Consider the following 21791-nt stretch of genomic DNA (forward strand, 5'->3'; position numbering starts at 1 on the left):
AAGTTTGATAAAAAGATTATTGGGAAAATTAGCCAAATAAAATATTTTCAGGCAGCGATGCATGCTGCCTGAAAAATTAAGGAAAATTTAATAATGAATCAAAAAACAGTATTTCGTTTAAATATTATCTGTCTGTCACTTTTAAGCACAGCTGTGCAAGCAGAGACCACAACTCAATCAACAGAAACATTAAGTCAGAATTTGGAAAATATTAAGGTTACCACCAAAAAACAAAAACATCGTAGAGAAAATGAAGTAACTGGCTTGGGTAAACTGGTCAAAACAGCAGAAAGTATCAGTAAGGAACAAGTATTGGGTATACGTGACCTAACTCGTTACGACCCTGGTATTACTGTTGTTGAGCAAGGGCGTGGTGCAAGTTCAGGCTATTCTGTACGTGGAATGGATAGAAATCGTGTTGCACTTGTTGTAGACGGGTTACCACAAGCGCAGTCCTATATTGTGCAAGCTCCTATGTCAACTAATAAATTTGCAGGCAGCGGTGCAATTAACGAAATTGAATATGAAAACGTCAAATCAATTGAAATCAGTAAGGGATCCAATTCCAGCGAATACGGCAGTGGTGCGCTAGCAGGGTCAGTCGCGTTTCAAACTAAACAGGCGGCAGACATCATTCCCGAAGGTAAATCATGGGGCTTGCAGACTAAAAATGCCTATGCAAGCAAGAATAGTTCATTGACCCATTCCATTGCCTTTGCTGGACGAAGCGACAATGGCTTGGAAGGATTATTGATTTTTACAGACAGACAAGGTCATGAAATCAAAGGACATAAAGATGCAGCTAGAGGTGTACAAAGTTACAGCCGCTATCAAGCAACTACTGAAAATAGTAATGGCTATTTTGTTATGGCAGACGAATGTGTAGGCGGTTATGACGTATGTAAGATGAATCCCAAACCACCTGTAAAAGAAGAAATTGTACGTGAAACTGTATCGGTCCAAGACTACACAGGCCCTAATCGTTTCCTTGCTGATCCATTAAATTATGGTAGTCACTCGTGGCTATTTCGCCCAGGCTATCACTTTAATAATCGCCACTATATAGGCGCCACTGTTGAACATACCGAACAGAAATTTGATATGCGCGATATGAGTATTCCCTCCTATCTCGTGCCAGATAGCAAAAAAATACTCAGAAAACGCACAGGGTATTTAGGTACTAATCCTGCAGCCGCTTTGAGCGATACAGAAGGATTAGACCCAAATGGCGGTTATGGTATCCGTTATGCAACAGGTGTCTTCCATGATGAAAGACATACAAAAGTTCGTTTTGGACCAGAATACATTTATGAGAACCCTGATAAAAATACACTGTTTGACTATGTTCGTCTTTCCTACGACCGTCAGAATATTCGTCTAAAAAGCCATATGCAACTGGTGCATTGCTCAGAATGGCCGTATGTAGATAAAAACTGTCGTCCATCAACAGATAAACCTTTATCTGCTTATAAATCTGACAGCCATAGTTACGTTGAAACACACAATGTTTTTCAGGCAGCATTTAAAAAAACATTTGAATTAGCGGGGAGTAAACACAAAATTAACGGCAATATTGGTTATGATCACTTCAAATCGGACTTGCAACATGATGACTATTACTACTTGCAAGCCTTGCTGATTGATCCAAAGGAGAAGTTTAACCCCGATCTACCTCGACCATTAAGTAAGGCAGATATACTCATTTCCAACAAACGCAATGGGCGGAAAGATTTCCCCTATTATTTAACATCAGGTAAAACTATTGTTAGCCGAAGTGATCAATGTAATTACAGAGGTAACTCTGAAAACTATTCAGATTGCTCTGGCAGAGTCATCAAAGGAAGTAGCCACTACTTTGCTTTGCAAGATAACATGCGCTTAGGCAAACATCTTGATTTAGGTATAGGGGTGCGATATGACTATCGCAAAACACATTCAACAGTAAATGGCACAAATACAGGGCAACACAAAAAATGGTCGTGGAATGTTGGTGTCGTCGTCAAACCAACAAATTGGTTGGATTTATCTTATCGCATTTCAACAGGTTTCCGTTTACCTTCGTTCTCGGAAATGTACGGTTGGCGTTATGGACACCCTAGCGTATTAAAGACTGAACTTAAACCAGAACAATCGCGTAACCGTGAAGCTGGCATCACTCTAAAAGGTAGTTTTGGCCATTTAGAAGCCAGTTATTTCAATAATGATTACCGCGATCTCATCACATTTGGCTGTCAAATTGGTAAGAACAAAATTTGTGGAGATTATGGTTATCTAAACGGTCAAAATGCTCGGTTAGGTGGTGTTAATGTATTGGGTAAAATTTATTGGAATGGAGTATGGGACAAACTACCAGATGGTCTTTATACAACCGTTGCATACAATAAAGTGAAAGTGAAAAATGCTTCTGTCAAACACAATATTGCATTGTCCACGTCACCACTATTTGATGCACTTCAACCATCTCGTTATGTGATTGGAATCGGATACGATCAGCCAGATGGACAATGGGGGGTAAACTTAATGCAAACCTATTCACAAGCAAAATCAAATAATGAATTACTGGGTAGCAAGCAACTTGCAGAAACCAGCATTGCTCAACAAGCTGCTAAAAAAAGAACTCGTTCATGGAAAACAACAGATGTGTCGGCCTATTACAACATCAAAAAATTCCTAACATTGAGGGCTGGAGTCTACAATCTCTTTAACTATCGTTATACAACTTGGGAATCTGTTAGACAAACAGCAAGCGATGCAGTCAATCAGCACCGTAATGTTGGCGTATATAACCGATATGCTGCACCAGGACGCAACTATACTGTAACACTAGAAATGAAGTTCTGAATTATTCTATTAACGTCCCTCCCAAAAGGGAGGGAATTCCTCAGACCTGACAAGTTTTAAATTAAAAGTATAATGCGCGAAGTTTAAACAGCCAAATAGACAACACCATGCACTCACTAGAAGAATATTTCGCTCGCATACCCGATACCAGACGTGGAGCAGGCAAATGCTATAATCTAGCCAAAACACTCACAGTCATTGTCGTTGCCATTTTGGGCGGTGCGAAAGGTAATCGCGAAATAGGTGCATTCCTTGCTAATAATATTGATGAATTAAAACAATATCTTGCATGGGATAGAGATAATACACCCAGTTACGAAAAAATCCGCACATTGCTCATTGATTTGGATAGTAACCTATTGGGTGGTGTCCTGAAAAGTGTGCTGTAAAAAATAGCCAACAAAAAAGCAGCGAGAACAGAGTATATTTGAGTGTGTGAAAACAGAAATAACTCTAACTTGTTCTCGCTGCCAAGGACAAAATATAAAGAAAAATGGCTACTCTGGCAATCGTAAACAAAAATATTGGGGCTGTCCTAGGGGCTATTGACAATTCAAAAAAAGAGGCAAAGGATTTAAGATATTGTTTCCACACAACCATCCTAAACCTTTGCCATGTCCCGAAACACGCTTACAAATGAAACATGGTCAAGACTGTTACCTATTTTGAAACAGCTTGGCATTTATCGCAAGAAAAATTTACGCAAAACAGTAGAAGGTATCCTGTTTCGCTTACGTACAGGCTGCCAATGGGCTGATATACCTAGTTATTTTGGTAAAGCAAACAGCCTTTACCAAAGTTTCAATCACTGGTCTAAACGCGGTATTTTTACCAAATTATTTAAACATTTGGCAGATACACCCGATATAGAATGGGTCTTTATGGACGGTAGCCATATCCGTGTTCATCAACACGGCATGGGTAAAAAATCCATTGTGCATCAAGCTGTCGGTAAGAGTATCGGAGGTCATACGTCTAAAATTCATTTAGCGGTTGATGCTTGTGGTAATCCAATTGAATTTATGATTACAGCTGGTAATGTAAATGAGATTGTTGTTGCGCCTGATTTATTGGCACAATTGGACTTAAGTGATAATGAAACCGTGTGTGCTGATAGAGGTTTTGACAGTGATACTTTTCGTCGGTTAATTCATTCTAAACAAAGTAAAGCCAATATTCCATATAAGAAAAATAGAGAACATCTTAATGTGGACACAGATTGGTATTTATATAAAATCAGGCACTTGGTAGAAAATGCTTTTGCACGATTAAAGCATTTTCGTGCGCTGGCAACACGGTACGATAAATTAAAACGTAATTATGAAAGTACCGTGTCATTAGCTTGTGCTTTGATTTGGTTGAAATTATAGCTAAAATGTCATTAGCCCCTAGTTATCTAGGACAGCCCCTTACTCAATCGTGCAGGCTGCTTTGAATACAGCAAAATACGTCCACAAAACGTACACGGCAAAAAAATAAAGAGCTAGGCATAAAACCTAGCTCTTTGATTTATTTGGTGGGTCGTGAGCGATTCGAACGCTCGACCAACGGATTAAAAGTCCGCTGCTCTACCGACTGAGCTAACGACCCGAATAAGCGAATAATACAGACCTATTTACCGCCTGTCAAACTAATTCACACAAAAAAAGTATTATTTTATTTATGCCATTGTTTTTAATAAAAATAAAACCGACTTGATAAACGCAATCGCATTAGTGTAGAATTCGCACTTCTGTTTAGTCGGGGTGCTGCTTGCGTGGCTGAGAAATACCCGTGAACCTGATTCAGTTAATACTGGCGTAGGAAACTAAATGCAAACGCAACACGCATACCGATTCTCGCGCCCTATTGGCTGTGGAATCGGTTTTTTTGTGTGTTTGTATAGGAGAAATAGTATGAAAATGGCGTTTAAATGGGCAACTGGTGCGATTTGCTTGGTTTGTGTGCAGGCTGCTTGGGCGGCAACCGATGTGCGTTTGGCAGTACACGATTCGTATGATTTGCCCAAGGAAGTTATCACGCAATTTGAATCGGCAAACGATGCCAAAGTCATCATTTTGAAAATGGGCGATGGCAACGAAATGCTCAATCGTTTGATTTTGACGCGCAACGAAGGTGGCGTTGCCGATGCGGTGTTTGGCTTGGACAACAACACGGTGAGCAAGGCGCAAGCGGCTGGTATTTTGGCAAAACAGCAGCCTGCATCGCGCAACACGGTGGTGAAATTGCAGACTGCTTTGGCGGTAGATTATGGCTTTGTTACGCTCAATTACGATAAAAAATGGTTTGCCGACAAGAAGTTGCCATTGCCCAAAAGTTTGGCGGATTTGGCGCAACCTGCGTATAAAGATTTGCTTGCCGTGCCCAATCCTGCCACTTCTACCCCAGGTTTGGCATTTTTGCTGGCGAATATTCGTGCTTTGGGCGAAGAGGGTGCGTTTGCTTGGTGGACAAAAATGCGTGGCAACGGTGTGAAAATCACGCAAGGTTGGTCGGACGCTTATTACAAGGAATTTACGCTCAACGGCGGTTCTCGCCCGATTATGGTGGGCTATGCCAGCAGCCCTGCCGCCGAAGTGTTTTATAGCGAGGGCAAATTGCAGCAACCGAATATGGGCAATTTGTTTTTAAACGGTGGCAGCTATCTGCAAATTGAGGGCGCGGCGGTATTGAATCATGCCAAGCAGCCTGCACTGGCAGCAAAATTGGTGCAACATCTGCAAAGCGATGTCGCCCAGCAAAGCGTGTTCCGCAGTATGTGGGTGTATCCTGCAGTACAAGGAACGAAGCCTGATGCGATGATGCAGCACGCGACTGTGCCGCACCGCCCTGCTCTGCTGCCTGCCACGCAAGTCGCGCAAAAGCAAAAAGATTGGGTGGCTCGTTGGACGCGCACTGTGTTGAAATAACAACATAAAAAGCAGCCTGCACTTGGTTTACGCAATGTGCAGGCTGCTTTTTACATCAACGTTCCACTTGGCTCACATCGCGCACTGCGCCTGTGTCTGCCGAAGTCGTCATCGCGGCATAAGCGCGTAACGCTGCCGAAACTTGGCGTTCACGCGCCACAGGTTTCCATGCTTTGCTGCCACGACTTTCCATTTCCACGCGGCGGTTTGTCAATTCTTCATCGGAAACCATTAACTGAATGCGGCGGTTTGGAATGTCAATTTCAATCGTGTCGCCTTCGTGTACCAAGCCAATCGCGCCGCCTTCTGCTGCTTCTGGCGATGCGTGTCCGATGGACAAGCCCGATGTGCCGCCAGAAAAACGTCCGTCTGTCAGCAAGGCGCAGGCTTTACCCAAGCCTTTTGATTTCAAATAAGAAGTTGGGTACAGCATTTCTTGCATACCCGGTCCACCTTTCGGGCCTTCGTAGCGAATAATCACGATGTCGCCAGCTTGAATTGTGTTCGCCAAAATGCCTTCAACCGCGTCTTCTTGGCTTTCAAACACGCGAGCGCGTCCCGAAAATTGCCAAATGCTTTCATCAACGCCAGCTGTTTTTACCACGCAACCGCGTTCCGCAATATTGCCAAACAACACCGCCAAACCGCCGTCTTGTGAATAAGCGTGTTCCACGTCGCGGATACAGCCATTGGCGCGGTCTAAATCCAGCGTTTTCCATTGGCGATTTTGTGAGAATGCTTCCGTTGTGCGAACGCCCCCTGGGGCGGCTTTGTAGCGTTCAATCGCCACCGTGTTTTCAGGATTAGTAATGTCCCATTTTGTAATCGCTTCTTTCAGGCTGCCTGAATGAATTGTATGCACATCGGTATGTAATTTGCCTGCTTTTTCCAATTCTTTCAAAATACCGATGATGCCGCCAGCGCGGTGTACGTCTTCCATGTAATAGTCGTGGTTGTTGGGCGCGGTTTTGCACAGGCAAGGCACGCTGCGGCTCAAACGGTCAATGTCTGCCATTTTGAAATCCACGCCAGCTTCATTCGCCACCGCCAACAAATGTAAAATCGTGTTGGTGCTGCCGCCCATGGCGATGTCCATAGTCATCGCATTTTCAAAGGCTTTTTTATTGGCAATCGTGCGCGGCAAAACGGTTTCATCGTTTTGTTCGTAATAGCGTTTCGTGATGCTCACAATCAGGCGACCTGCTTCCAAGAATAATTCTTTGCGCCCAGCGTGTGTCGCCAACAACGAGCCATTACCTGGCAACGACAAACCCAACGCTTCCGTCAAACAGTTCATTGAGTTCGCGGTAAACATACCCGAACACGAACCGCAAGTCGGGCAAGCATTTTTTTCAATTTCGTCAATCGCTTGGTCGGAAACGTTGTCATCGGCCGCGTCCACCATCGCGTCCACCAAATCCAATTTACGGCTGTCTGAAATATGGATTGCGCCAATCACTTTACCTGCCTCCATTGGGCCGCCCGATACGAAAATCGTTGGGATATTCAAACGCATAGCCGCCATGAGCATTCCCGGTGTGATTTTGTCGCAGTTAGAAATACAAACCAGCGCGTCCGCACAATGCGCGTTTACCATGTATTCCACACTGTCGGCGATTAAATCGCGGCTTGGCAAGCTGTACAACATACCGCCGTGTCCCATAGCAATGCCGTCATCAACCGCAATCGTGTTGAATTCTTTGGCAATTGCACCTGCTTTTTCAATTTCACGCGCCACCAGTTGCCCGATGTTATGCAAATGAACGTGTCCTGGTACGAATTGCGTAAACGAGTTGGCAATCGCAATAATCGGTTTACCGAAATCTTCATCTTTGACGCCAGTCGCACGCCATAATGAACGCGCGCCAGCCATATTGCGACCGTGTGTGGAAGTTTTGGAGCGATAATCTGGCATGATTGGTTTTCCTTGTGTTTGATTTATCATAAATATAAATATAGGTGCAGGCTGCTTTTTAAGCCCCAAAAGCAGCCTGCACAATGCGTGTAATTTTATACCAAAAAAGTGCAGGCTGCTTTGCTATATTGCATTCAAAAGCAGCCTGCATTTTTGACAAGCTACGTTAAGTCTTGTAAAGTGCAGGCTCTTTTTTACTCTTAACAAAAGGAATCACGATGCACAAAATGTTCAAATGGTTGGCGGTTGCCGTGGTTAGCGGCGTGTTGGCAGCTTGTGGCGGCGGTGGTGGCAGCTCGCCCGAATCGGCAGCCAAAACCTTTGTAGAGAAAAGCTATCAAGGCGATGCCGATGCTGTGGTTGCCATGATTCACATTCCCGAAGAAGACAAAAAACCAGGGGTAGAAGAAGTGATTAGTGGCAAAATCAAAGCAGGCGTTGCCGAACAAAAAGACTATGCCGAAAAACAAAACGGCGTTGCCGAAATCACGACCGAGCCTGCACAAGTGTCGCCTAACGACAGCAAACGCGCCACCGTAAACGTGCAAATCAAATTCAAAAACGACAAAACGCGCCAAGACCGCGTGCGCTTGATTGAAGTAGATGGCAACTGGAAAATCAATCTATAAACGCCTAATCCAAGCAGCCTGCATCATTATTTTGATTGCAGGCTGCTTTTGCTATGGCTACGTGCGATTTGGGCACAACACCTTACCGCAAGTCGCCCTACCCAATCCACACCAGCTTCAAGTGGGCGATTGGATTTTTCGCAGCGGACATCACGCCGATAGTTTGTTGATTAAGCGATTGAGCCACAGCGATTTTTCACACGTTGGCATTGTGGTGCAAACGCAGCCGACCGTGCAAATTGCCCACGCCACCACAGACGACAACGCCGACTTGCCCGACCAAGTATTGCTGACACCGCTGCACGAATTTCTATCGCCCAAAATGGCAGATGCCGTGGCGGTGGCGCGACCCCGATTTCTGTCGCCAGCCCAACGTGCTCAAACCGCCCAATATGCGCGACAACAAATCGGCAAAAAATTTGTGCTCACCGCGCGTGGCGAGCAGCCGTTTTACTGCACTTTGTTGATTACCGAAGCGGTGGCGCGGCAAAACGTGCGCTTTGAGCCGCGTTGGCAATATGTCGATGTGGCGGTGTTTCGTGGCGATTATTTGTTTCCGCAGGGATTGATAGAGAGTGATGTGGATTGGGTGTTTCGGGCGACAATTCAATCGCAATAATAAAAAGCAGCCTGCATATTCGGTAAACAAAATATGCAGGCTGCTTTTTCACGACCACGACCCAAACGGGTGCTTACTCAAATACGCATTGGTAAAACGCCCATCTGACGTGATTTCTTCGCCCAGCCAATCGGGTTGAGCATACGCGGTGTCTTCGCTTGGCAATTCCAGTTCCGCTACAATCAGTGGCGCGTTGTCGCCAAAAAATTCATCAACTTCAAACACAAAACCTTCGTGTTCCACTATATAGATAGCGATGCTTTTCAATTTTAAACGGACACACCGTTGCCAGCATGGTTAGAGCATCGGCGAGCGGAATTTCATATTCAAATTCGTGGCGGCTCACGTCCGAAATATAGCCTTTTAGCGTGAGCCAAGCGCGATTACCAGCCACGCGCACGCGAATGGTGCATTCTTTTTCTACGCTGATATAGCCTTGCTGCAACACTTGCGGTGCGCTGGCGTGTTCGCGCCACGAGTCATCGCGCAACAAAAAACGGCGTTCAATTTCCAAAGTACTCATGATTTTTGTGATTAAAACGGTTTAAACAATGCCAAATAAATGGCGGCGAGCAGGCAAAACACAGGCAGTTCGTTGAACACGCGATACCATTTGTGCGAATGGCGATTGCGTTGCTGTTCAAAATCGCGCAACAAGCGTCCGCAAAAAATGTGGTAGGCAAGCAGCAGCAAGCCGATGCAGATTTTGCCGTGTACCCAGCCTGCAAAGCCGATTTGTGCCAAAGGCATGGCAATGCCACAAATCAACGCACCCACGCACCACGGCAACATAAAGCGATACAGTTTTTGCGCCATGAGCAACAAACGTGCGTATTCGGCATCGTTGTCTGCCATGGCAAGATTGACGAAAATGCGCGGCAAGTAAAACAGCCCTGCAAACCACGCAACAATAAAGAAAATGTGAAATAGTTTGAGCCATAAAAACATGGTGTTGCCCAATCATACAAAAAGCAGCCTGCACAAAAAATCCGCCCTTGTTGTTTGGCAAGAGCGGATTTTGTTGGCAAAAATTAAACAGAGCGTTTGAACATATTACCGAATTTTTGATTGAATTTGTCCACGCGACCTGCGGTGTCCACGATTTTTTGTTTGCCTGTGTAGAATGGGTGGCATTCAGAGCAAACCTCAATGTTGAAATTTTCTTTTGCTATAACAGACTGGGTTACAAATTTATTACCGCAAGAGCAAGTTACGTTTACTTCGTGATAATCTGGATGAATATCTTGTTTCATTTGAGTTTCCTTAAAAAGCGGGCGCAGGGGTTTTGCCTGCACTTCATTGATAAAGCGCAGCATTATGCGGAACTTTACGCAATTTGGCAAGAATAATCTGTGTTTAAGAACCTGTGTTCATAAGATTGATAGATGAGTTTTTATTGAATAATCATACGAATACAAGGCGGATTTCTACGCCAATAGCGTTACTATTGGCGTAGAAATCCAACGCAGTAGGCGTGTGATTAGACAATAAAAAATCGCTATTAAGATTGTGAACGCAGGTTCTTATAGTACAATGCCAACTCTTTTTACAACAAAAGCAGCCTGCACTTTTATGAAATATCTGCCTTACATCACCACCAGTATCGTTGCCCTTGTGTTAGATCAAATCAGCAAATACGCGATTTTGGCGCGATTTGGATTTGCCGAGCGACTCAACATCATTCCTAATTTATTTGATTTAACTTTGGTGTACAACCCCGGCGCGGCGTTTAGTTTTTTGGCAAACGCAGGTGGCTGGCAAAAATATTTGTTTATGCTGCTGGCGTTTGTGATTAGCGCGTTTTTGGCGCACGAAATCCGCAAAAGCGAAATGAGCCGTTGGGGCAATTTTGCCGCCGCCATGATTATTGGTGGCGCGTTTGGCAATGTAATTGACCGTTTTGTACACGGCAAAGTGGTGGATTTTTTGCTGTTTTATTGGCAAAACTGGTCGTATCCCGTGTTCAATATTGCCGATTGCTTTGTGTGCGTGGGCGCGGCGTTGCTGGTTTGGGATAACTGGCGACAAGGCAAACGCAAAGTGCAGGCTGCTTAAATAGGTGCTTGCACCCACCCTACGGCTATTACTTAAATCAACCCAAACAAAAAATAAATATGAATAACAACCCTATCCAACACATCACATCTTGCCGCCTGCCCACCGAATTTGGCGTATTCCAAATGCACGGTTTTGTGGACACGCGCACCCCCAACGAATTTGCCACACCGCAAGAACACGTTGCCCTTGTGCTGGGCGATGTCGGCAACGGCAAACCCGTTTTGTCGCGCATTCATTCCGAATGCTTAACAGGCGATGCATTTTTGTCGCAAAAATGCGATTGTGGCCCACAGTTGCAGGCTGCTATGCAAGCCGTTCAAGCCGAAGGGCGTGGCGTGATTGTGTATTTGCGCCAAGAAGGTCGCGGCATTGGTCTGATTAACAAAATCCGCGCCTATGCCTTGCAAGACAAGGGCATGGACACGGTAGAAGCCAATTTGGCATTGCATTTGCCTGTTGATGCGCGTGATTTTTCCATTGCCAAACACATCTACGAACATTTGGGCGTGTCTGCCATTCGCCTGCTGACCAACAATCCTGAAAAACTACAAACCATGCACGATTGCGGCATTGAGATTGCAGAACGTGTACCGCTAAAAGTAGGCGAAAACCCCGAAAATGCAGGCTATTTAAGCACCAAAGCCGACAAATTAAATCACTTGTTATAGTGAAATGAAATTGCAACGGTACGGTGTTGCCAACGCCCTTATGTGCTATTTGCACACGGCGGGCGTTGTCGCCTTATCCCGTTTTTATTTCATTTCACTATATAAGGATTGGATTATGCTGATTTTAGCGACTTTATTTGGTTTGCTTGCTGTCGCCATTCACGGCTATATTTTTTATTTGGAAGTCGTGGCGTTTGGCTCGGACGCATTTCGGCGCGTATTTCGTACCCAGCCAGAAGTAGAGCCAATGTTGCGCCCTGCGTTCAACAATTTGGGCATCTACAATTTGGGTTTGAGCGTGATGACGCTGCTGGGTTTACTCGGCTGCTGGTGCGCGACTTCTGCACGCGGCGAAGGCTTGGCTTTGGGCTTGGCGTGCGGCGGTTTGGGCATGATGTTGTGGGCAGGCACGTATTTGTGGCTGACTTCGCCCGATAAACGCAAAGCCGCGCTAATTCAAGGCTTGCCTACGTTGTTGGCTTTGTTGGCGTTGGGTTTACAATAAAAAACAGCCTGCACTTTAATTTAAGAAAGCACGCCCTATGACCCCATCATCAGACTGGCACAACGGACGCTGGCAACACGCCACGCAACTGCAATCGCCCAACTGCTGCCCACGCCCCGACAACGAAACGATAAGCCTGATTGTGCTGCATAATATTTCGTTGCCACCGTTTGAATACGGCACAGGTGCAGTGCAAAAATTGTTTACCAACCAAATTGATGCCAGCGAACACCCATTTTTTGCTCACATTCAACATTTGCAAGTGTCCAGTCATTTTTTTGTAACGCGATTGGGCGAAGTGGTGCAATTTGTATCGTGCGATGACATGGCATACCACGCTGGCGTGTCGCAATGGCAAGGACGCGAAAAGTGCAATGCGTTTTCCATTGGCATTGAACTGGAAGGCTGCGATTTTGAGCCGTTTACACCAGCGCAATACGATGCTTTACTGCCCTTGTTGCAAGCGATTAAGGCGCAGTATCCTATCAACAGCATCGCAGGACACGAACACATCGCGCCACAACGCAAAACCGACCCAGGGTATTTTTTTGATTGGCAATGGCTGCAAGATAAAAAAGTAGCGTAAAAAAGCAGCCTGCACACACCACAACCATTTGTATGACTCCGTATCGCCCCATCAAAACCATTCACAAGCTCGCAACCAATCGGCGTATTTTGCTTTTGCAAGGCCCTATTGGTCGCTTTTTTGTGCAATTAAGCGATTGGCTCAATCAACAAGGTTGTACGGTTTATAAAATCAATTTCAATGGCGGCGATGAGTGGTTTTATCCCAACGCTCGCGACAACACGTTTACCTATACGCAATCGCTGGACGATTTTGGCGACTACTTAACCGCGTTTGTGGCGCAGCACGGCATTGATGCGGTGGCGTGTTTTGGCGACACGCGCGCGTATCATCGTATCGCCAAATCTATTTGTGCCAAAAATAACGTATCGTTTTGGGCGTTTGAAGAAGGCTATTTCCGCCCCGATTGGATTGTGTTGGAAGAACACGGTGTTAATGCGTATTCACAACTGCCGCGCGTGGGGGCGTTTTTTGTTTCACAAGCGGCAAATCTAACACTGCAAGATATGGTGTATCAAAAAATGCAGCCCAAATTTCGCCATGCCGCATCGTGCGCCATGCAGTATTACGCAGCGATGAAATGGCGACAAAAACGCTATCCGTTTTATCAACATCATCGTGCGACATCGCTGGCGTATTACACCGCAGCGTGGCTACGTTCTGGCTGGCGCAAACTGTGGTTTGCTTGGCGCGAAGCCAAAATCGCCCAACAAATCCAACAAAGCAGCCTGCAACCGTTTTTTGTGTTTCCGTTGCAAGTGGCAACCGATAGCCAAATCAAAACACACAGCCAATACACCAGCGTACGCGATGCTTTGTTACACGTTTTGGCATCGTTTGCGGTCAATGCGCCTGCCGATTGCCACCTGATTGTGAAGCATCACCCCATGGACAGGGGCTTTATTGACTACGCCAAAACCATACGCCAATTTATCGCACAGCACCCCAATGTGGCAGGGCGGATTGTGTATGTACACGATATTCCGTTGCCTGTTTTGTTACGCAAAGCGCGTGGCGTGGTAACGATTAACAGCACCAGCGGCTTGTCGGCATTGGTACACGGTTTGCCTGTTAAGGTTTTGGGACGCGCTGCGTATGACATTCCGAGCATAACCAGTCATCAACCGTTGAGTCATTTTTGGCGCAATCCGCAATTGCCCGATGCTGTTTTGTTTAACGCTTATCGCCGTTATCATTTGTATTGCACCCACATCAACGGCTATTACTACACCCAAACCCACTTCCCATCATGAACCAAACTATCCGCAAAGAAATGTTCCAGCGTTGGCGCGAAGCCAATCCCAAACCAACCACCGAGCTGAATTTTAGCAACCCTTTTGAATTGCTGATTGCGGTGCTGCTGTCGGCACAAGCCACCGATGTGGGCGTGAACAAAGCCACCGCCAAGTTATTCCCCGTTGCCAACACGCCGCAAGCCATGCTGGATTTAGGCTTGGACGGCATTATGGAATACACCAAAACCATTGGCTTGTATCGCACCAAATCCAAGCACATTGTGGAAACGTGTCAAATTTTGTTGGCAAAACACGGCGGCGAAGTGCCACAAACGCGCGAAGAATTGGAAGCCTTGCCAGGGGTTGGGCGCAAAACCGCGAATGTGGTGCTCAATACCGCGTTTAGGCAACTGGCTATGGCGGTAGACACGCATATTTTTCGCGTTGCCAATCGCACCAAACTGGCCACAGGCAAAAACGTGCGCGAAGTGGAAGACAAACTGATGAAAGTTATCCCCAAGGAATTTTTGTTGGACGCGCATCATTGGTTGATTTTGCACGGTCGCTACACTTGCAAAGCGCAAAAGCCGCAATGTGGCAAATGTTTGATTTATGATTTGTGCGAATATGGCGCAAAAAGTTGAGAATATGGGAAAAGCAGCCTGCACTTTTGGTTAATGGAGATAGCAATGAATGAACAAACCAGTTTAGATAATTTTGTTGTGGAATACAAAAAGCTGTTGGAAGAAGTAACCGCATTGCGCAAACAACAAATACAACATTTACACCTTTTTCAAAATTTAATTAAATGGTTAGTGCATACAAGTCAATCTGTTGAGCATTTGAATGAATTAACTCTGCTCACAGATAGGTTTTACCTGAATAATCGGGATGGTGTTTCACGAACACAGTGATGCGCGTGCTTTTTGGCAAGATTTGAGTGAACTGGTAGGCGCAAAATACAAAGAATTGGAAAGCAAGCAGCATTCAAACATATCGGATTGATTGGGATTTGTTGCTAAACACACAAAAGCAGCCTGCACTTTTGGTTGATTTAAAGTGCAGGCTGCTTTTATATTAACCGCTCTACCGCCACAATATGCCGTTGCAACCATTGCGCGACTTCCGCTGCGTGGCTAATAAACGGTGCGTGCGCGGCTTGTTTGATACAGACCAGTTGCGCGTGTGGCAAGTGTTGCGCCAAAAATTCGCCCATTCGCGGCGGTGTGAGCGCGTCTTTATCGCCAAAAATCAACAGCGTAGGACAGGTAATTTGTGATAACAATGGGCGCATATCTGCCGCTTCTATCGCTTGCAACGCGCTTGCCATGCCTTGTGGCGTGCCATCGCGCAACATATCGGGCAGCAGCTCGGCAATGAGTTCGTTGCGCTCTGGTGTGTGCAGCAATTGTAGTTCCAAAAATTGTTGCAGGTGTTTGGGGTAATCATCTTCAAACAAGTGCAGCATTCGGTGCAGCAAATTGTGTTGAATGCCAATGGGATAGTCTTCGCTGGCGGCAAATTTGGCAAACGTGGCGCACAAAGTTAAACTGGCGATTTTGTGCGGATAATGCGCGGCGATGTATTGCACGACCACGCCACCGAGCGACCAGCCAAACAAATGCGTATTCGGTTGCAGGCTGCTTGCGATGTTGTGCGCCAGCGTGGCAATGTCCAACGACAAAGGCGTGGTGGAACGTCCATGCCCAGCCAAATCGGGCGCGTGAATCGTCCAATCGGCAGGCAAATGGGGGCGCAATGGGTTGAAAATCTGCGAATTAGTCGCCCAGCCGTGCAATAAGCAAAGGGAAGTCATGTCTATCTTTCGTCTATCCAAACGCTGTTTATTATGCCACGAATACACGCAAGCAGCCTGCATTTGCCCTGCTTGCCAACAAGATTTGCGCGGCGTATTGCGAACACAAAACTACTGCCCAACCTGTCCACAAAGCAGCCTGCACGGTTTGCCCTGCGCCGCTTGCCAACAACAGCCACCAGCCTATCTCCATTTTTGGGCAAGTGCGGATTATGTGTCGCCCCTGCCTGAATTGTTGCATCGCTGGAAACATTTGCGCCAAACAGCATACCATTCGGTTTTTACTTGGCTTATGCAACACAATCCGCCCGCGTGGTTGCCCGAATGCGATGCCGATTGCGTTTTAGCAATGCCGATTTCGCGCCAACGCAGGCTGCTTCGTGGTTTTAATCAATGCGATGAATTGGCAAACTGGATTACACAACGCTACACAATCCCCGTTTTACCGAGCAAAAATGTGATTCGCCGCCACAAAGTCGCACAAAGTACACTCAATCGCGCCGAACGTCAGCAAAATATTCAAGGCATTTTCTTGCCAACCGAATCCGTTAAAAATCGTAAAATTTTGATAGTGGACGATATTTGCACCACAAAATCCACGATTTCCGAATTAGCAAGCAGCCTGCACCAATCGGGCGCGACAGCCGTTTATGCGTGGGTAGTCGCGTGTAATTAGTGCAAAAAGGTTTGACGTGCGCCAACAAGTGGGGCATAGTGCTGCCTTTTTGGTGCAGGCTGCTTATAAAATCCAAACAAATCAAGCACAAAGCAAACAGCAATTATTATCATGTTTACAGTCGTTTTATACCAACCCGAAATTCCGCCCAACACAGGCAATATTATTCGTCTTTGCGCCAACACAGGCTGCGATTTGCACTTGGTCAAACCGCTCGGCTTTCCGCTGGACAGCAGCAAAATGAAACGCGCTGGCTTGGATTACCACGAATTTTCGCAATTAACCGTGCATGAATCGTGGCAAGATTGCTGGGCAGCCCTGCAAGGCAAACGCATTTTCGCCCTCACCACCAAAGGCAGCACACGCCCTGACCAAGTGGCATTTCAAGCAGGCGATGTGTTTTTGTTTGGGCCCGAAACACGCGGTTTACCCACCGACATTTTGGCAAGTTTACCCAGCGAACAGAAAATTCGCTTCCCCATGATGCCCGACAACCGCAGCATGAACTTGTCTAACACCGTTGCCATTACCGTTTTTGAAGCGTGGCGACAACAGGGGTATGCAGGCGGAATTTAATCGCCCTGCCCCAAACTTCATCTTCAACTCAAGACTGGACTTTATTTTGACTAAAATTCAACCTATTTTTTTGGCGACTTTGGCAACCGCATTGGCATTGAATCAAGCCGCGTATGCCGACAACAGCGACCGCGTGGTGCGAGCCGAAAAATTGCACCCAACTGCCAATTTAAGCTACAAAGTAGCAGGCAAGCGGTATTATCCCCAAAAAAATGTACAAGATTTTAGCCAAACGGGACGTGCATCGTGGTACGGGCCAGGCTTTCAGGGCAAACGAACATCTAGCGGCGAGCGTTTTGATATGCACAAACTCACCGCCGCGCACCCAACTTTGCCGATTTCAAGCTATGCGCGTGTAACCAATTTGTCTAATGGACGCAGCGTGGTGGTTCGCATCAACGACCGCGGGCCATTTCACAGTAGCCGCGTGTTAGACGTGTCGCGCGAAGCCGCCAACAAACTGGGCTTTTTGAATGCAGGCACAGCCAATGTGCGCGTGGAAGCCTTAAAAGCAGGCGACAGTTTGGATAAACCCAAAACGCAAGTCGCCCAAAAACCAGCCACAGGCAATATTTATGTGAGCGTGAAAACCTTTGAGCGCGAAGCCGATGCCCAAGCCTTTGTGCGTGTCGCAACCCAACGTTTGAACGATGCCAAAGCCACGCAACGTGCGATTATGCTCAAACGCGGTGATAGCTATGTGGTGCAAGTTGGTCCGTTTAACGAACAAAAACACGCCGATGAAACGCACAGCCGTTTGAATCAAGTGGCGATTTAATCACACATACAAAAGCAGCCTGCACTTAATCGTAAACAAAAAGTGCAGGCTGCTTTTTGCCCTTTTGTCCAAATCTTTGATTTGGGTATATAGTGGTTTAAATTTAGATTAGGACAAGGCGACAACGACCGCCGTGTACAACTAGTACATAAGGGAGTTGGCAACGCCGTACTAATCTAAATTTAAATCACTATAAAAGGGTATGCCATAGGCATGAGTAGCTCGCGTATAATTCGCGCATTAAATCAACGAAAGCAAATCATGCAAACTCTAACCATACTCGGCAGCACAGGCAGCATTGGCGTATCCACATTAGACGTGGTATCACGCCACCCCGACAAATTCCAAATTTTCGCGTTGGCAGGGCATTCACAAGTCGAAAAACTTGCCGAACAATGCCGCCAATTCGCGCCGAAATACGCCGTCGTTGCCGATGAAAATCGCGCCAACGAATTGCGCCAACAATTAGGCAGCCTGCACACCGAAGTGCTATTTGGCAAACAATCCCTAATTGACATCGCCACTGCACCCGAAGTAACAGGCGTGATGTGTGCGATTGTCGGTGCGGCAGGATTGCCGTCTGCACTCGCCGCCGCGCAACACGGCAAAACCATTTATTTGGCGAACAAAGAAACGCTAGTCGTTTCAGGCAGCCTATTTATGGAAACGGCGAAAAAGCACGGCGCAAAAGTCTTGCCGATTGACAGCGAACACAACGCCATTTTCCAAGTGTTGCCACGCGATTACGCAGACAATATGGACGCACACGGCGTAACGTCCATTATTCTCACGGCATCAGGCGGCTCGTTTTTGAACACGCCGTTAGCCGACATGCCGCACATCACGCCAGCGCAAGCCGTGAAGCACCCGAATTGGTCTATGGGGCAAAAAATTTCCGTTGATTCTTCTACCATGATGAACAAAGGTTTGGAGCTGATTGAAGCGCATTGGTTGTTCAACTGTCCGCCTGATAAATTGGAAGTCGTAATCCACCCGCAATCCATTATTCACAGCATGGTTCGTTACGCAGACAGCAGCGTGTTGGCGCAACTGGGCAACCCCGATATGCGAACGCCGATTGCCTACTGCTTGGGGCTGCCTGAACGGATTGATTCAGGCGTAGGCGCATTGGATTTTGGCAAATTGTCGGGCTTGACGTTTGCCGAACCTGATTTTGCGCGTTATCCATGTTTGAAATTGGCTTACGATGCGATGTTTGTTGGCGGTTCTGCGCCGTGCGTGTTGAATGCAGCCAATGAAGTGGCAGTGGCAGCGTTTTTGCGTGGGCAAATTGGCTTTACCGATATTGCGAAAGTGGTTAGCGCGTGTTTGGAACAACATTCCGCTAGCGATTTACATCATATTGATGATTTGTTGGACTTGGATTCGCAAATTCGTGCGCGAGCGGAAGAAGTAGCACGAACTCTGTAAACACAATAAAAAGCAGCCTGCACTTTTGCATTGAACAAAAATGCAGGCTGCTTTGCAAAAAACCGAACTGCCTAAACAGTTCGGTTTTTCTTTTTGTCTATCTTACTTACTCGGCAGATGATTTCTCAACCAACTCAACCAAAGCCATAGGCGCGTTGTCACCGTTACGGAAGCCATATTTCAAAATTCGAATATAGCCACCATTGCGGTTAGCAAAACGAGCACCCAAATCATCAAACAATTTAACCACCACATCGCGGTCGCGCGTGCGGTCAAATGCCAAACGACGATTAGCCAAAGACGGTTTTTTACCCAAAGTAATCAAGGGCTCAACCACACGACGCAACTCTTTTGCTTTTGGCAAAGTGGTTACAATCGTTTCATGAGTCAGCAAAGAATTTGCCATATTACGCAACATAGCGGCACGGTGGCTGCTGGTGCGATTTAATTTGCGATTACCATTACGATGGCGCATATCATTATCCTTTAATCTTTAAGGCTTTTCCAAGCCAGCAGGAGGCCAAGACTCTAATTTAGAACCCAGAGTCAAACCCTTGGAAGCCAAAACCTCTTTAATTTCATTCAGAGATTTACGACCTAAATTAGGCGTTTTCAACAACTCAGTTTCTGTACGTTGAATCAAATCACCAATATAGTAGATATCTTCTGCTTTCAAGCAATTAGCAGAACGAACGGTCAATTCCAAATCGTCTACTGGGCGCAACAAAACAGGGTCAATCGGTGGCGCTTTTTCTTCTTCAACTTCAGCAGGCGTACCTTCTAAATCAGCAAAAATAGACATCTGATCTATCAAAATACGCGCTGCCACACGAACAGCTTCTTCTGGGTCAATAGAACCGTTGGTTTCAATATCCAAGATTAAATTGTCCAAATCCGTGCGCTGCTCAACGCGAGCCGCTTCAACATCAAAACTTACTCGAACAATAGGTGAAAAGCTTGCATCTAATTGCATTGCACCAATTTTGCTCTGCTCTCTAGTTGCTCTATTGCCAGAAACAGTTTGATAGCCACATCCCTGCTCAACTTTTACTTCCATTTCAATGCTGCCACTATCTGATAAATTACAGATAATTTGCTCTGGATTAATAATTTCCACATCATGCGGCAACTCAAAATCTGATGCACGAACTACCCCTGCACCCGATTTTTTTAGTGAAAGCACAACCTCGGTGCGACCGCCATGCAATTTGAATACAATGCCTTTAATATTCAATAAAATATCAACAACATCTTCTTTTACACCATCAAGCGTAGAATATTCATGCAGCACATTGGTAATAGACACTTCAGTTGGAGCAAAGCCATTCATGGATGACAGTAAGATACGACGCAAAGCATTACCAAGTGTATGACCGAATCCACGCTCAAACGGCTGCATTGATACTTTTGCGCGCATAGCAGACAAGGTATCTACATCAATTTGACGAGGTTTCAAAAATTCGGAAGTGCTATTTTGCATTTAACTGTCCCTCACTGTGCTAGCATTATTTAGAGTAGAACTCTACCACCAGCTGTTCATTAATATCGCTGTACAATTCAGCGCGGTCAGGTACGTTTTTGAACGCGCCTTCCATTTTAGTTGCATCTACAGAAACCCAGCTAGGCATACCAATTTGAGCAGCCAAACCCAACGCTTCTTGAATTCGAACTTGTTTTTTCGCTTTTTCGCGTACCGCAACCACATCGCCTGCTTTCACTTGGAAAGATGGGATATTGACCACTTGACCATTTACAGTCAAAGCTTTGTGTGAAACCAGTTGACGAGCTTCCGCGCGTGTAGAGGCAAAACCCATACGGTAAACCACGTTGTCCAAACGAGATTCCAATAATTGCAATAACAATTCGCCAGTTGAACCTTTACGGCGATCAGCTTCGGCAAAATAGCGGCGGAATTGACGTTCCAGCACACCATAAATGCGGCGAATTTTTTGTTTTTCACGTAATTGCAAGCCGTAGTCAGACAGGCGAGGCTTTTTCGCGCCATGCTGACCAGATGCAGATTCCATTTTACATTTAGATTCTAAAGAGCGACGTGCGCTTTTCAGATATAAATCCGTGCCTTCGCGGCGAGCCAATTTACATTTTGGGCCAAGATAACGTGCCATGCTTTACTCCTTAAATACGACGCTTTTTAGGCGGACGGCAACCGTTGTGTGGCAACGGAGTAACATCGGTAATGCTGGTGATTTTGAAACCCAGAGCATTGAGCGCACGAATAGAAGATTCACGACCAGGACCTGGGCCTTTAATACGTGCTTCTAAGTTTTTAACGCCATACTCTTGGGCAACTTTACCAGCGGCTTCTGCTGCTACTTGGGCAGCAAATGGTGTACTTTTACGAGAACCTTTAAAACCAGCGCCGCCAGAGGTAGCCCAAGACAATGCATTGCCTTGACGGTCGGTGATTGTAATGATGGTATTGTTGAAAGATGCATGAACATGCACAATACCTTCACTCACGGTTTTGCGTACTTTTTTGCGTACACGTGAGGCTGTGTTTGCTTTAGCCATCAATTAATTCCTTAAAA

Annotated in this window: 25 protein-coding genes, 1 tRNA gene, 1 pseudogene and 1 riboswitch; of the genes and pseudogenes, 17 read left to right on the forward strand and 10 right to left on the reverse strand. The window is 46.0% G+C overall.

The annotated features are described in order from the left end of the window. Window positions 1-90: 90 nt before the first annotated feature. From DQN52_RS01775 to DQN52_RS01785, 3 genes are all read left to right on the forward strand, one after another. A complete protein-coding gene (locus tag DQN52_RS01775) occupies window positions 91-2841 on the forward strand; it encodes a lactoferrin/transferrin family TonB-dependent receptor (RefSeq protein WP_257003592.1) in 2751 nt (916 codons plus the stop codon). A gap of 107 nt (window positions 2842-2948) precedes the next feature. Continuing rightward, window positions 2949-3230: a transposase family protein gene (locus tag DQN52_RS01780; RefSeq protein ID WP_003788525.1), complete on the forward strand. Its 282-nt coding sequence runs from the start codon at window positions 2949-2951 to the stop codon at window positions 3228-3230. Window positions 3231-3455: 225 nt separating this feature from the next. Further along, complete coding sequence (locus tag DQN52_RS01785) at window positions 3456-4211, forward strand: IS5 family transposase (RefSeq protein WP_111694402.1); 756 nt, start codon at window positions 3456-3458, stop codon at window positions 4209-4211. A gap of 144 nt (window positions 4212-4355) precedes the next feature. Here DQN52_RS01785 and DQN52_RS01790 read toward each other — a convergent pair. Beyond that, window positions 4356-4431: transfer RNA gene (locus DQN52_RS01790), tRNA-Lys, on the reverse strand. Window positions 4432-4572: 141 nt separating this feature from the next. After that, a riboswitch (TPP riboswitch) is annotated at window positions 4573-4664 on the forward strand. Window positions 4665-4742: 78 nt separating this feature from the next. Between DQN52_RS01790 and DQN52_RS01795 the strand changes: the two genes are divergently transcribed. Then, the gene (locus DQN52_RS01795) at window positions 4743-5750 is read left to right on the forward strand and encodes a thiamine ABC transporter substrate-binding protein (protein ID WP_169309641.1); all 1008 of its coding nucleotides are present in this window, start codon (window positions 4743-4745) and stop codon (window positions 5748-5750) included. 55 nt (window positions 5751-5805) lie between these two features. On the opposite strand, the gene ilvD is transcribed toward DQN52_RS01795, so the two are convergent. Further along, window positions 5806-7665 carry a dihydroxy-acid dehydratase gene (gene ilvD / locus DQN52_RS01800; protein ID WP_032827837.1) on the reverse strand — a complete coding sequence of 620 codons (1860 nt, stop codon included), beginning with the start codon at window positions 7663-7665 and terminating at the stop codon, window positions 5806-5808. A gap of 218 nt (window positions 7666-7883) precedes the next feature. On the opposite strand from ilvD, the gene DQN52_RS01805 reads away from it, so the two are divergent. Next, entirely contained in the window at window positions 7884-8294 is a 411-nt protein-coding gene (locus DQN52_RS01805) for a DUF4878 domain-containing protein (protein ID WP_003788532.1), read from the forward strand. Next, window positions 8269-8913: a YiiX/YebB-like N1pC/P60 family cysteine hydrolase gene (locus DQN52_RS01810; RefSeq protein WP_003788533.1), complete on the forward strand. Its 645-nt coding sequence runs from the start codon at window positions 8269-8271 to the stop codon at window positions 8911-8913. The genes DQN52_RS01805 and DQN52_RS01810 overlap by 26 nt, the downstream gene beginning before the upstream one ends. A gap of 48 nt (window positions 8914-8961) precedes the next feature. On the opposite strand, the pseudogene DQN52_RS01815 reads toward DQN52_RS01810, so the two are convergent. The 3 genes and pseudogenes from DQN52_RS01815 to rpmE form a co-directional block, all read right to left on the reverse strand. After that, window positions 8962-9436: pseudogene (locus DQN52_RS01815) on the reverse strand (CYTH domain-containing protein). A gap of 11 nt (window positions 9437-9447) precedes the next feature. Then, window positions 9448-9861 carry a CopD family protein gene (locus DQN52_RS01820; RefSeq protein WP_003788540.1) on the reverse strand — a complete coding sequence of 138 codons (414 nt, stop codon included), beginning with the start codon at window positions 9859-9861 and terminating at the stop codon, window positions 9448-9450. A gap of 83 nt (window positions 9862-9944) precedes the next feature. After that, window positions 9945-10166, reverse strand: coding sequence for a 50S ribosomal protein L31 (rpmE, locus tag DQN52_RS01825; RefSeq protein WP_003788541.1), 222 nt, complete (start codon window positions 10164-10166; stop codon window positions 9945-9947). 319 nt (window positions 10167-10485) lie between these two features. Between rpmE and lspA the strand changes: the two genes are divergently transcribed. The 7 genes from lspA (at window position 10486) to DQN52_RS01860 (ending at window position 14879) form a co-directional block, all read left to right on the forward strand. Beyond that, window positions 10486-10968, forward strand: coding sequence for a signal peptidase II (gene lspA / locus DQN52_RS01830; RefSeq protein ID WP_050792408.1), 483 nt, complete (start codon window positions 10486-10488; stop codon window positions 10966-10968). Between the two features lie 59 nt (window positions 10969-11027). Beyond that, complete coding sequence (ribA, locus tag DQN52_RS01835; protein WP_019390256.1) at window positions 11028-11639, forward strand: GTP cyclohydrolase II; 612 nt, start codon at window positions 11028-11030, stop codon at window positions 11637-11639. Window positions 11640-11754: 115 nt separating this feature from the next. After that, window positions 11755-12144, forward strand: a complete 390-nt coding sequence (locus tag DQN52_RS01840; RefSeq protein ID WP_032827838.1) for a DUF1304 domain-containing protein — start codon at window positions 11755-11757, stop codon at window positions 12142-12144. Between the two features lie 37 nt (window positions 12145-12181). Then, entirely contained in the window at window positions 12182-12730 is a 549-nt protein-coding gene (gene ampD / locus DQN52_RS01845; protein WP_003788548.1) for a 1,6-anhydro-N-acetylmuramyl-L-alanine amidase AmpD, read from the forward strand. Between the two features lie 32 nt (window positions 12731-12762). Continuing rightward, window positions 12763-13983: a capsule biosynthesis protein gene (locus tag DQN52_RS01850; protein ID WP_003788550.1), complete on the forward strand. Its 1221-nt coding sequence runs from the start codon at window positions 12763-12765 to the stop codon at window positions 13981-13983. Next, a complete protein-coding gene (gene nth / locus DQN52_RS01855) occupies window positions 13980-14609 on the forward strand; it encodes an endonuclease III (protein ID WP_003788553.1) in 630 nt (209 codons plus the stop codon). The genes DQN52_RS01850 and nth overlap by 4 nt, the downstream gene beginning before the upstream one ends. Window positions 14610-14654: 45 nt before the next feature. Next, a complete protein-coding gene (locus tag DQN52_RS01860; protein ID WP_230478883.1) occupies window positions 14655-14879 on the forward strand; it encodes a hypothetical protein in 225 nt (74 codons plus the stop codon). Window positions 14880-15037: 158 nt separating this feature from the next. Here the strand turns inward: DQN52_RS01860 and bioH are convergent, their stop codons facing one another. Then, the gene (bioH, locus tag DQN52_RS01865) at window positions 15038-15781 is read right to left on the reverse strand and encodes a pimeloyl-ACP methyl ester esterase BioH (RefSeq protein WP_032827839.1); all 744 of its coding nucleotides are present in this window, start codon (window positions 15779-15781) and stop codon (window positions 15038-15040) included. Here bioH and DQN52_RS01870 point away from each other — a divergent pair. The 4 genes from DQN52_RS01870 (at window position 15780) to ispC (ending at window position 19242) form a co-directional block, all read left to right on the forward strand. Then, window positions 15780-16457 carry a ComF family protein gene (locus DQN52_RS01870; RefSeq protein WP_032827840.1) on the forward strand — a complete coding sequence of 226 codons (678 nt, stop codon included), beginning with the start codon at window positions 15780-15782 and terminating at the stop codon, window positions 16455-16457. The two genes, bioH and DQN52_RS01870, sit on opposite strands and share 2 nt — an antisense overlap. Before the next feature lie 111 nt (window positions 16458-16568). Next, window positions 16569-17033 (forward strand): tRNA (uridine(34)/cytosine(34)/5-carboxymethylaminomethyluridine(34)-2'-O)-methyltransferase TrmL, encoded by a 465-nt coding sequence (gene trmL / locus DQN52_RS01875; RefSeq protein WP_003788564.1) that lies wholly within the window; start codon window positions 16569-16571, stop codon window positions 17031-17033. Next, window positions 17017-17811 carry a septal ring lytic transglycosylase RlpA family protein gene (locus tag DQN52_RS01880; protein WP_003788565.1) on the forward strand — a complete coding sequence of 265 codons (795 nt, stop codon included), beginning with the start codon at window positions 17017-17019 and terminating at the stop codon, window positions 17809-17811. The genes trmL and DQN52_RS01880 overlap by 17 nt, the downstream gene beginning before the upstream one ends. A 261-nt stretch (window positions 17812-18072) precedes the next feature. Continuing rightward, window positions 18073-19242, forward strand: coding sequence for a 1-deoxy-D-xylulose-5-phosphate reductoisomerase (gene ispC / locus DQN52_RS01890; RefSeq protein WP_032827841.1), 1170 nt, complete (start codon window positions 18073-18075; stop codon window positions 19240-19242). Between the two features lie 106 nt (window positions 19243-19348). On the opposite strand, the gene rplQ is transcribed toward ispC, so the two are convergent. Genes rplQ through rpsK form a run of 4 tightly spaced genes read right to left on the reverse strand, consistent with a single transcriptional unit; the run spans window position 19349 to window position 21774 of the window. Then, window positions 19349-19717 carry a 50S ribosomal protein L17 gene (gene rplQ / locus DQN52_RS01895; protein WP_003788570.1) on the reverse strand — a complete coding sequence of 123 codons (369 nt, stop codon included), beginning with the start codon at window positions 19715-19717 and terminating at the stop codon, window positions 19349-19351. An 18-nt stretch (window positions 19718-19735) separates the two neighbouring features. Then, a complete protein-coding gene (locus tag DQN52_RS01900) occupies window positions 19736-20722 on the reverse strand; it encodes a DNA-directed RNA polymerase subunit alpha (protein ID WP_003788572.1) in 987 nt (328 codons plus the stop codon). Window positions 20723-20747: 25 nt separating this feature from the next. Beyond that, on the reverse strand, window positions 20748-21368 hold the full coding sequence (gene rpsD, locus DQN52_RS01905) for a 30S ribosomal protein S4 (protein ID WP_003788575.1): 621 nt from the start codon (window positions 21366-21368) through the stop codon (window positions 20748-20750). A gap of 10 nt (window positions 21369-21378) precedes the next feature. Beyond that, window positions 21379-21774, reverse strand: a complete 396-nt coding sequence (gene rpsK / locus DQN52_RS01910; protein WP_003783270.1) for a 30S ribosomal protein S11 — start codon at window positions 21772-21774, stop codon at window positions 21379-21381. Window positions 21775-21791 lie beyond the last annotated feature (17 nt).

The sequence above is a fragment of the Kingella kingae genome, assembly GCF_900475905.1.
GTDB lineage: Bacteria > Pseudomonadota > Gammaproteobacteria > Burkholderiales > Neisseriaceae > Kingella > Kingella kingae.

Bases quoted from the DNA above. Each gene is read 5' to 3' on its own strand.
- nth (WP_003788553.1), top strand. From the start codon at position 13,980: ATGAACCAAACTATCCGCAAAGAAATGTTCCAGCGTTGGCGCGAAGCC.
- ispC (WP_032827841.1), top strand. From the start codon at position 18,073: ATGCAAACTCTAACCATACTCGGCAGCACAGGCAGCATTGGCGTATCC.
- bioH (WP_032827839.1), bottom strand. From the start codon at position 15,781: ATGACTTCCCTTTGCTTATTGCACGGCTGGGCGACTAATTCGCAGATT.
- ribA (WP_019390256.1), top strand. From the start codon at position 11,028: ATGAATAACAACCCTATCCAACACATCACATCTTGCCGCCTGCCCACC.
- DQN52_RS01795 (WP_169309641.1), top strand. From the start codon at position 4,743: ATGGCGTTTAAATGGGCAACTGGTGCGATTTGCTTGGTTTGTGTGCAG.
- trmL (WP_003788564.1), top strand. From the start codon at position 16,569: ATGTTTACAGTCGTTTTATACCAACCCGAAATTCCGCCCAACACAGGC.
- rpsD (WP_003788575.1), bottom strand. From the start codon at position 21,368: ATGGCACGTTATCTTGGCCCAAAATGTAAATTGGCTCGCCGCGAAGGC.
- ampD (WP_003788548.1), top strand. From the start codon at position 12,182: ATGACCCCATCATCAGACTGGCACAACGGACGCTGGCAACACGCCACG.
- ilvD (WP_032827837.1), bottom strand. From the start codon at position 7,665: ATGCCAGATTATCGCTCCAAAACTTCCACACACGGTCGCAATATGGCT.
- rpmE (WP_003788541.1), bottom strand. From the start codon at position 10,166: ATGAAACAAGATATTCATCCAGATTATCACGAAGTAAACGTAACTTGC.
- DQN52_RS01840 (WP_032827838.1), top strand. From the start codon at position 11,755: ATGCTGATTTTAGCGACTTTATTTGGTTTGCTTGCTGTCGCCATTCAC.
- DQN52_RS01780 (WP_003788525.1), top strand. From the start codon at position 2,949: ATGCACTCACTAGAAGAATATTTCGCTCGCATACCCGATACCAGACGT.
- rpsK (WP_003783270.1), bottom strand. From the start codon at position 21,774: ATGGCTAAAGCAAACACAGCCTCACGTGTACGCAAAAAAGTACGCAAA.
- rplQ (WP_003788570.1), bottom strand. From the start codon at position 19,717: ATGCGCCATCGTAATGGTAATCGCAAATTAAATCGCACCAGCAGCCAC.
- DQN52_RS01850 (WP_003788550.1), top strand. From the start codon at position 12,763: ATGACTCCGTATCGCCCCATCAAAACCATTCACAAGCTCGCAACCAAT.
- DQN52_RS01810 (WP_003788533.1), top strand. From the start codon at position 8,269: ATGGCAACTGGAAAATCAATCTATAAACGCCTAATCCAAGCAGCCTGC.
- DQN52_RS01870 (WP_032827840.1), top strand. From the start codon at position 15,780: ATGTCTATCTTTCGTCTATCCAAACGCTGTTTATTATGCCACGAATAC.
- DQN52_RS01805 (WP_003788532.1), top strand. From the start codon at position 7,884: ATGCACAAAATGTTCAAATGGTTGGCGGTTGCCGTGGTTAGCGGCGTG.
- DQN52_RS01860 (WP_230478883.1), top strand. From the start codon at position 14,655: ATGAATGAACAAACCAGTTTAGATAATTTTGTTGTGGAATACAAAAAG.
- DQN52_RS01900 (WP_003788572.1), bottom strand. From the start codon at position 20,722: ATGCAAAATAGCACTTCCGAATTTTTGAAACCTCGTCAAATTGATGTA.
- DQN52_RS01820 (WP_003788540.1), bottom strand. From the start codon at position 9,861: ATGTTTTTATGGCTCAAACTATTTCACATTTTCTTTATTGTTGCGTGG.
- DQN52_RS01785 (WP_111694402.1), top strand. From the start codon at position 3,456: ATGTCCCGAAACACGCTTACAAATGAAACATGGTCAAGACTGTTACCT.
- DQN52_RS01880 (WP_003788565.1), top strand. From the start codon at position 17,017: ATGCAGGCGGAATTTAATCGCCCTGCCCCAAACTTCATCTTCAACTCA.
- lspA (WP_050792408.1), top strand. From the start codon at position 10,486: ATGAAATATCTGCCTTACATCACCACCAGTATCGTTGCCCTTGTGTTA.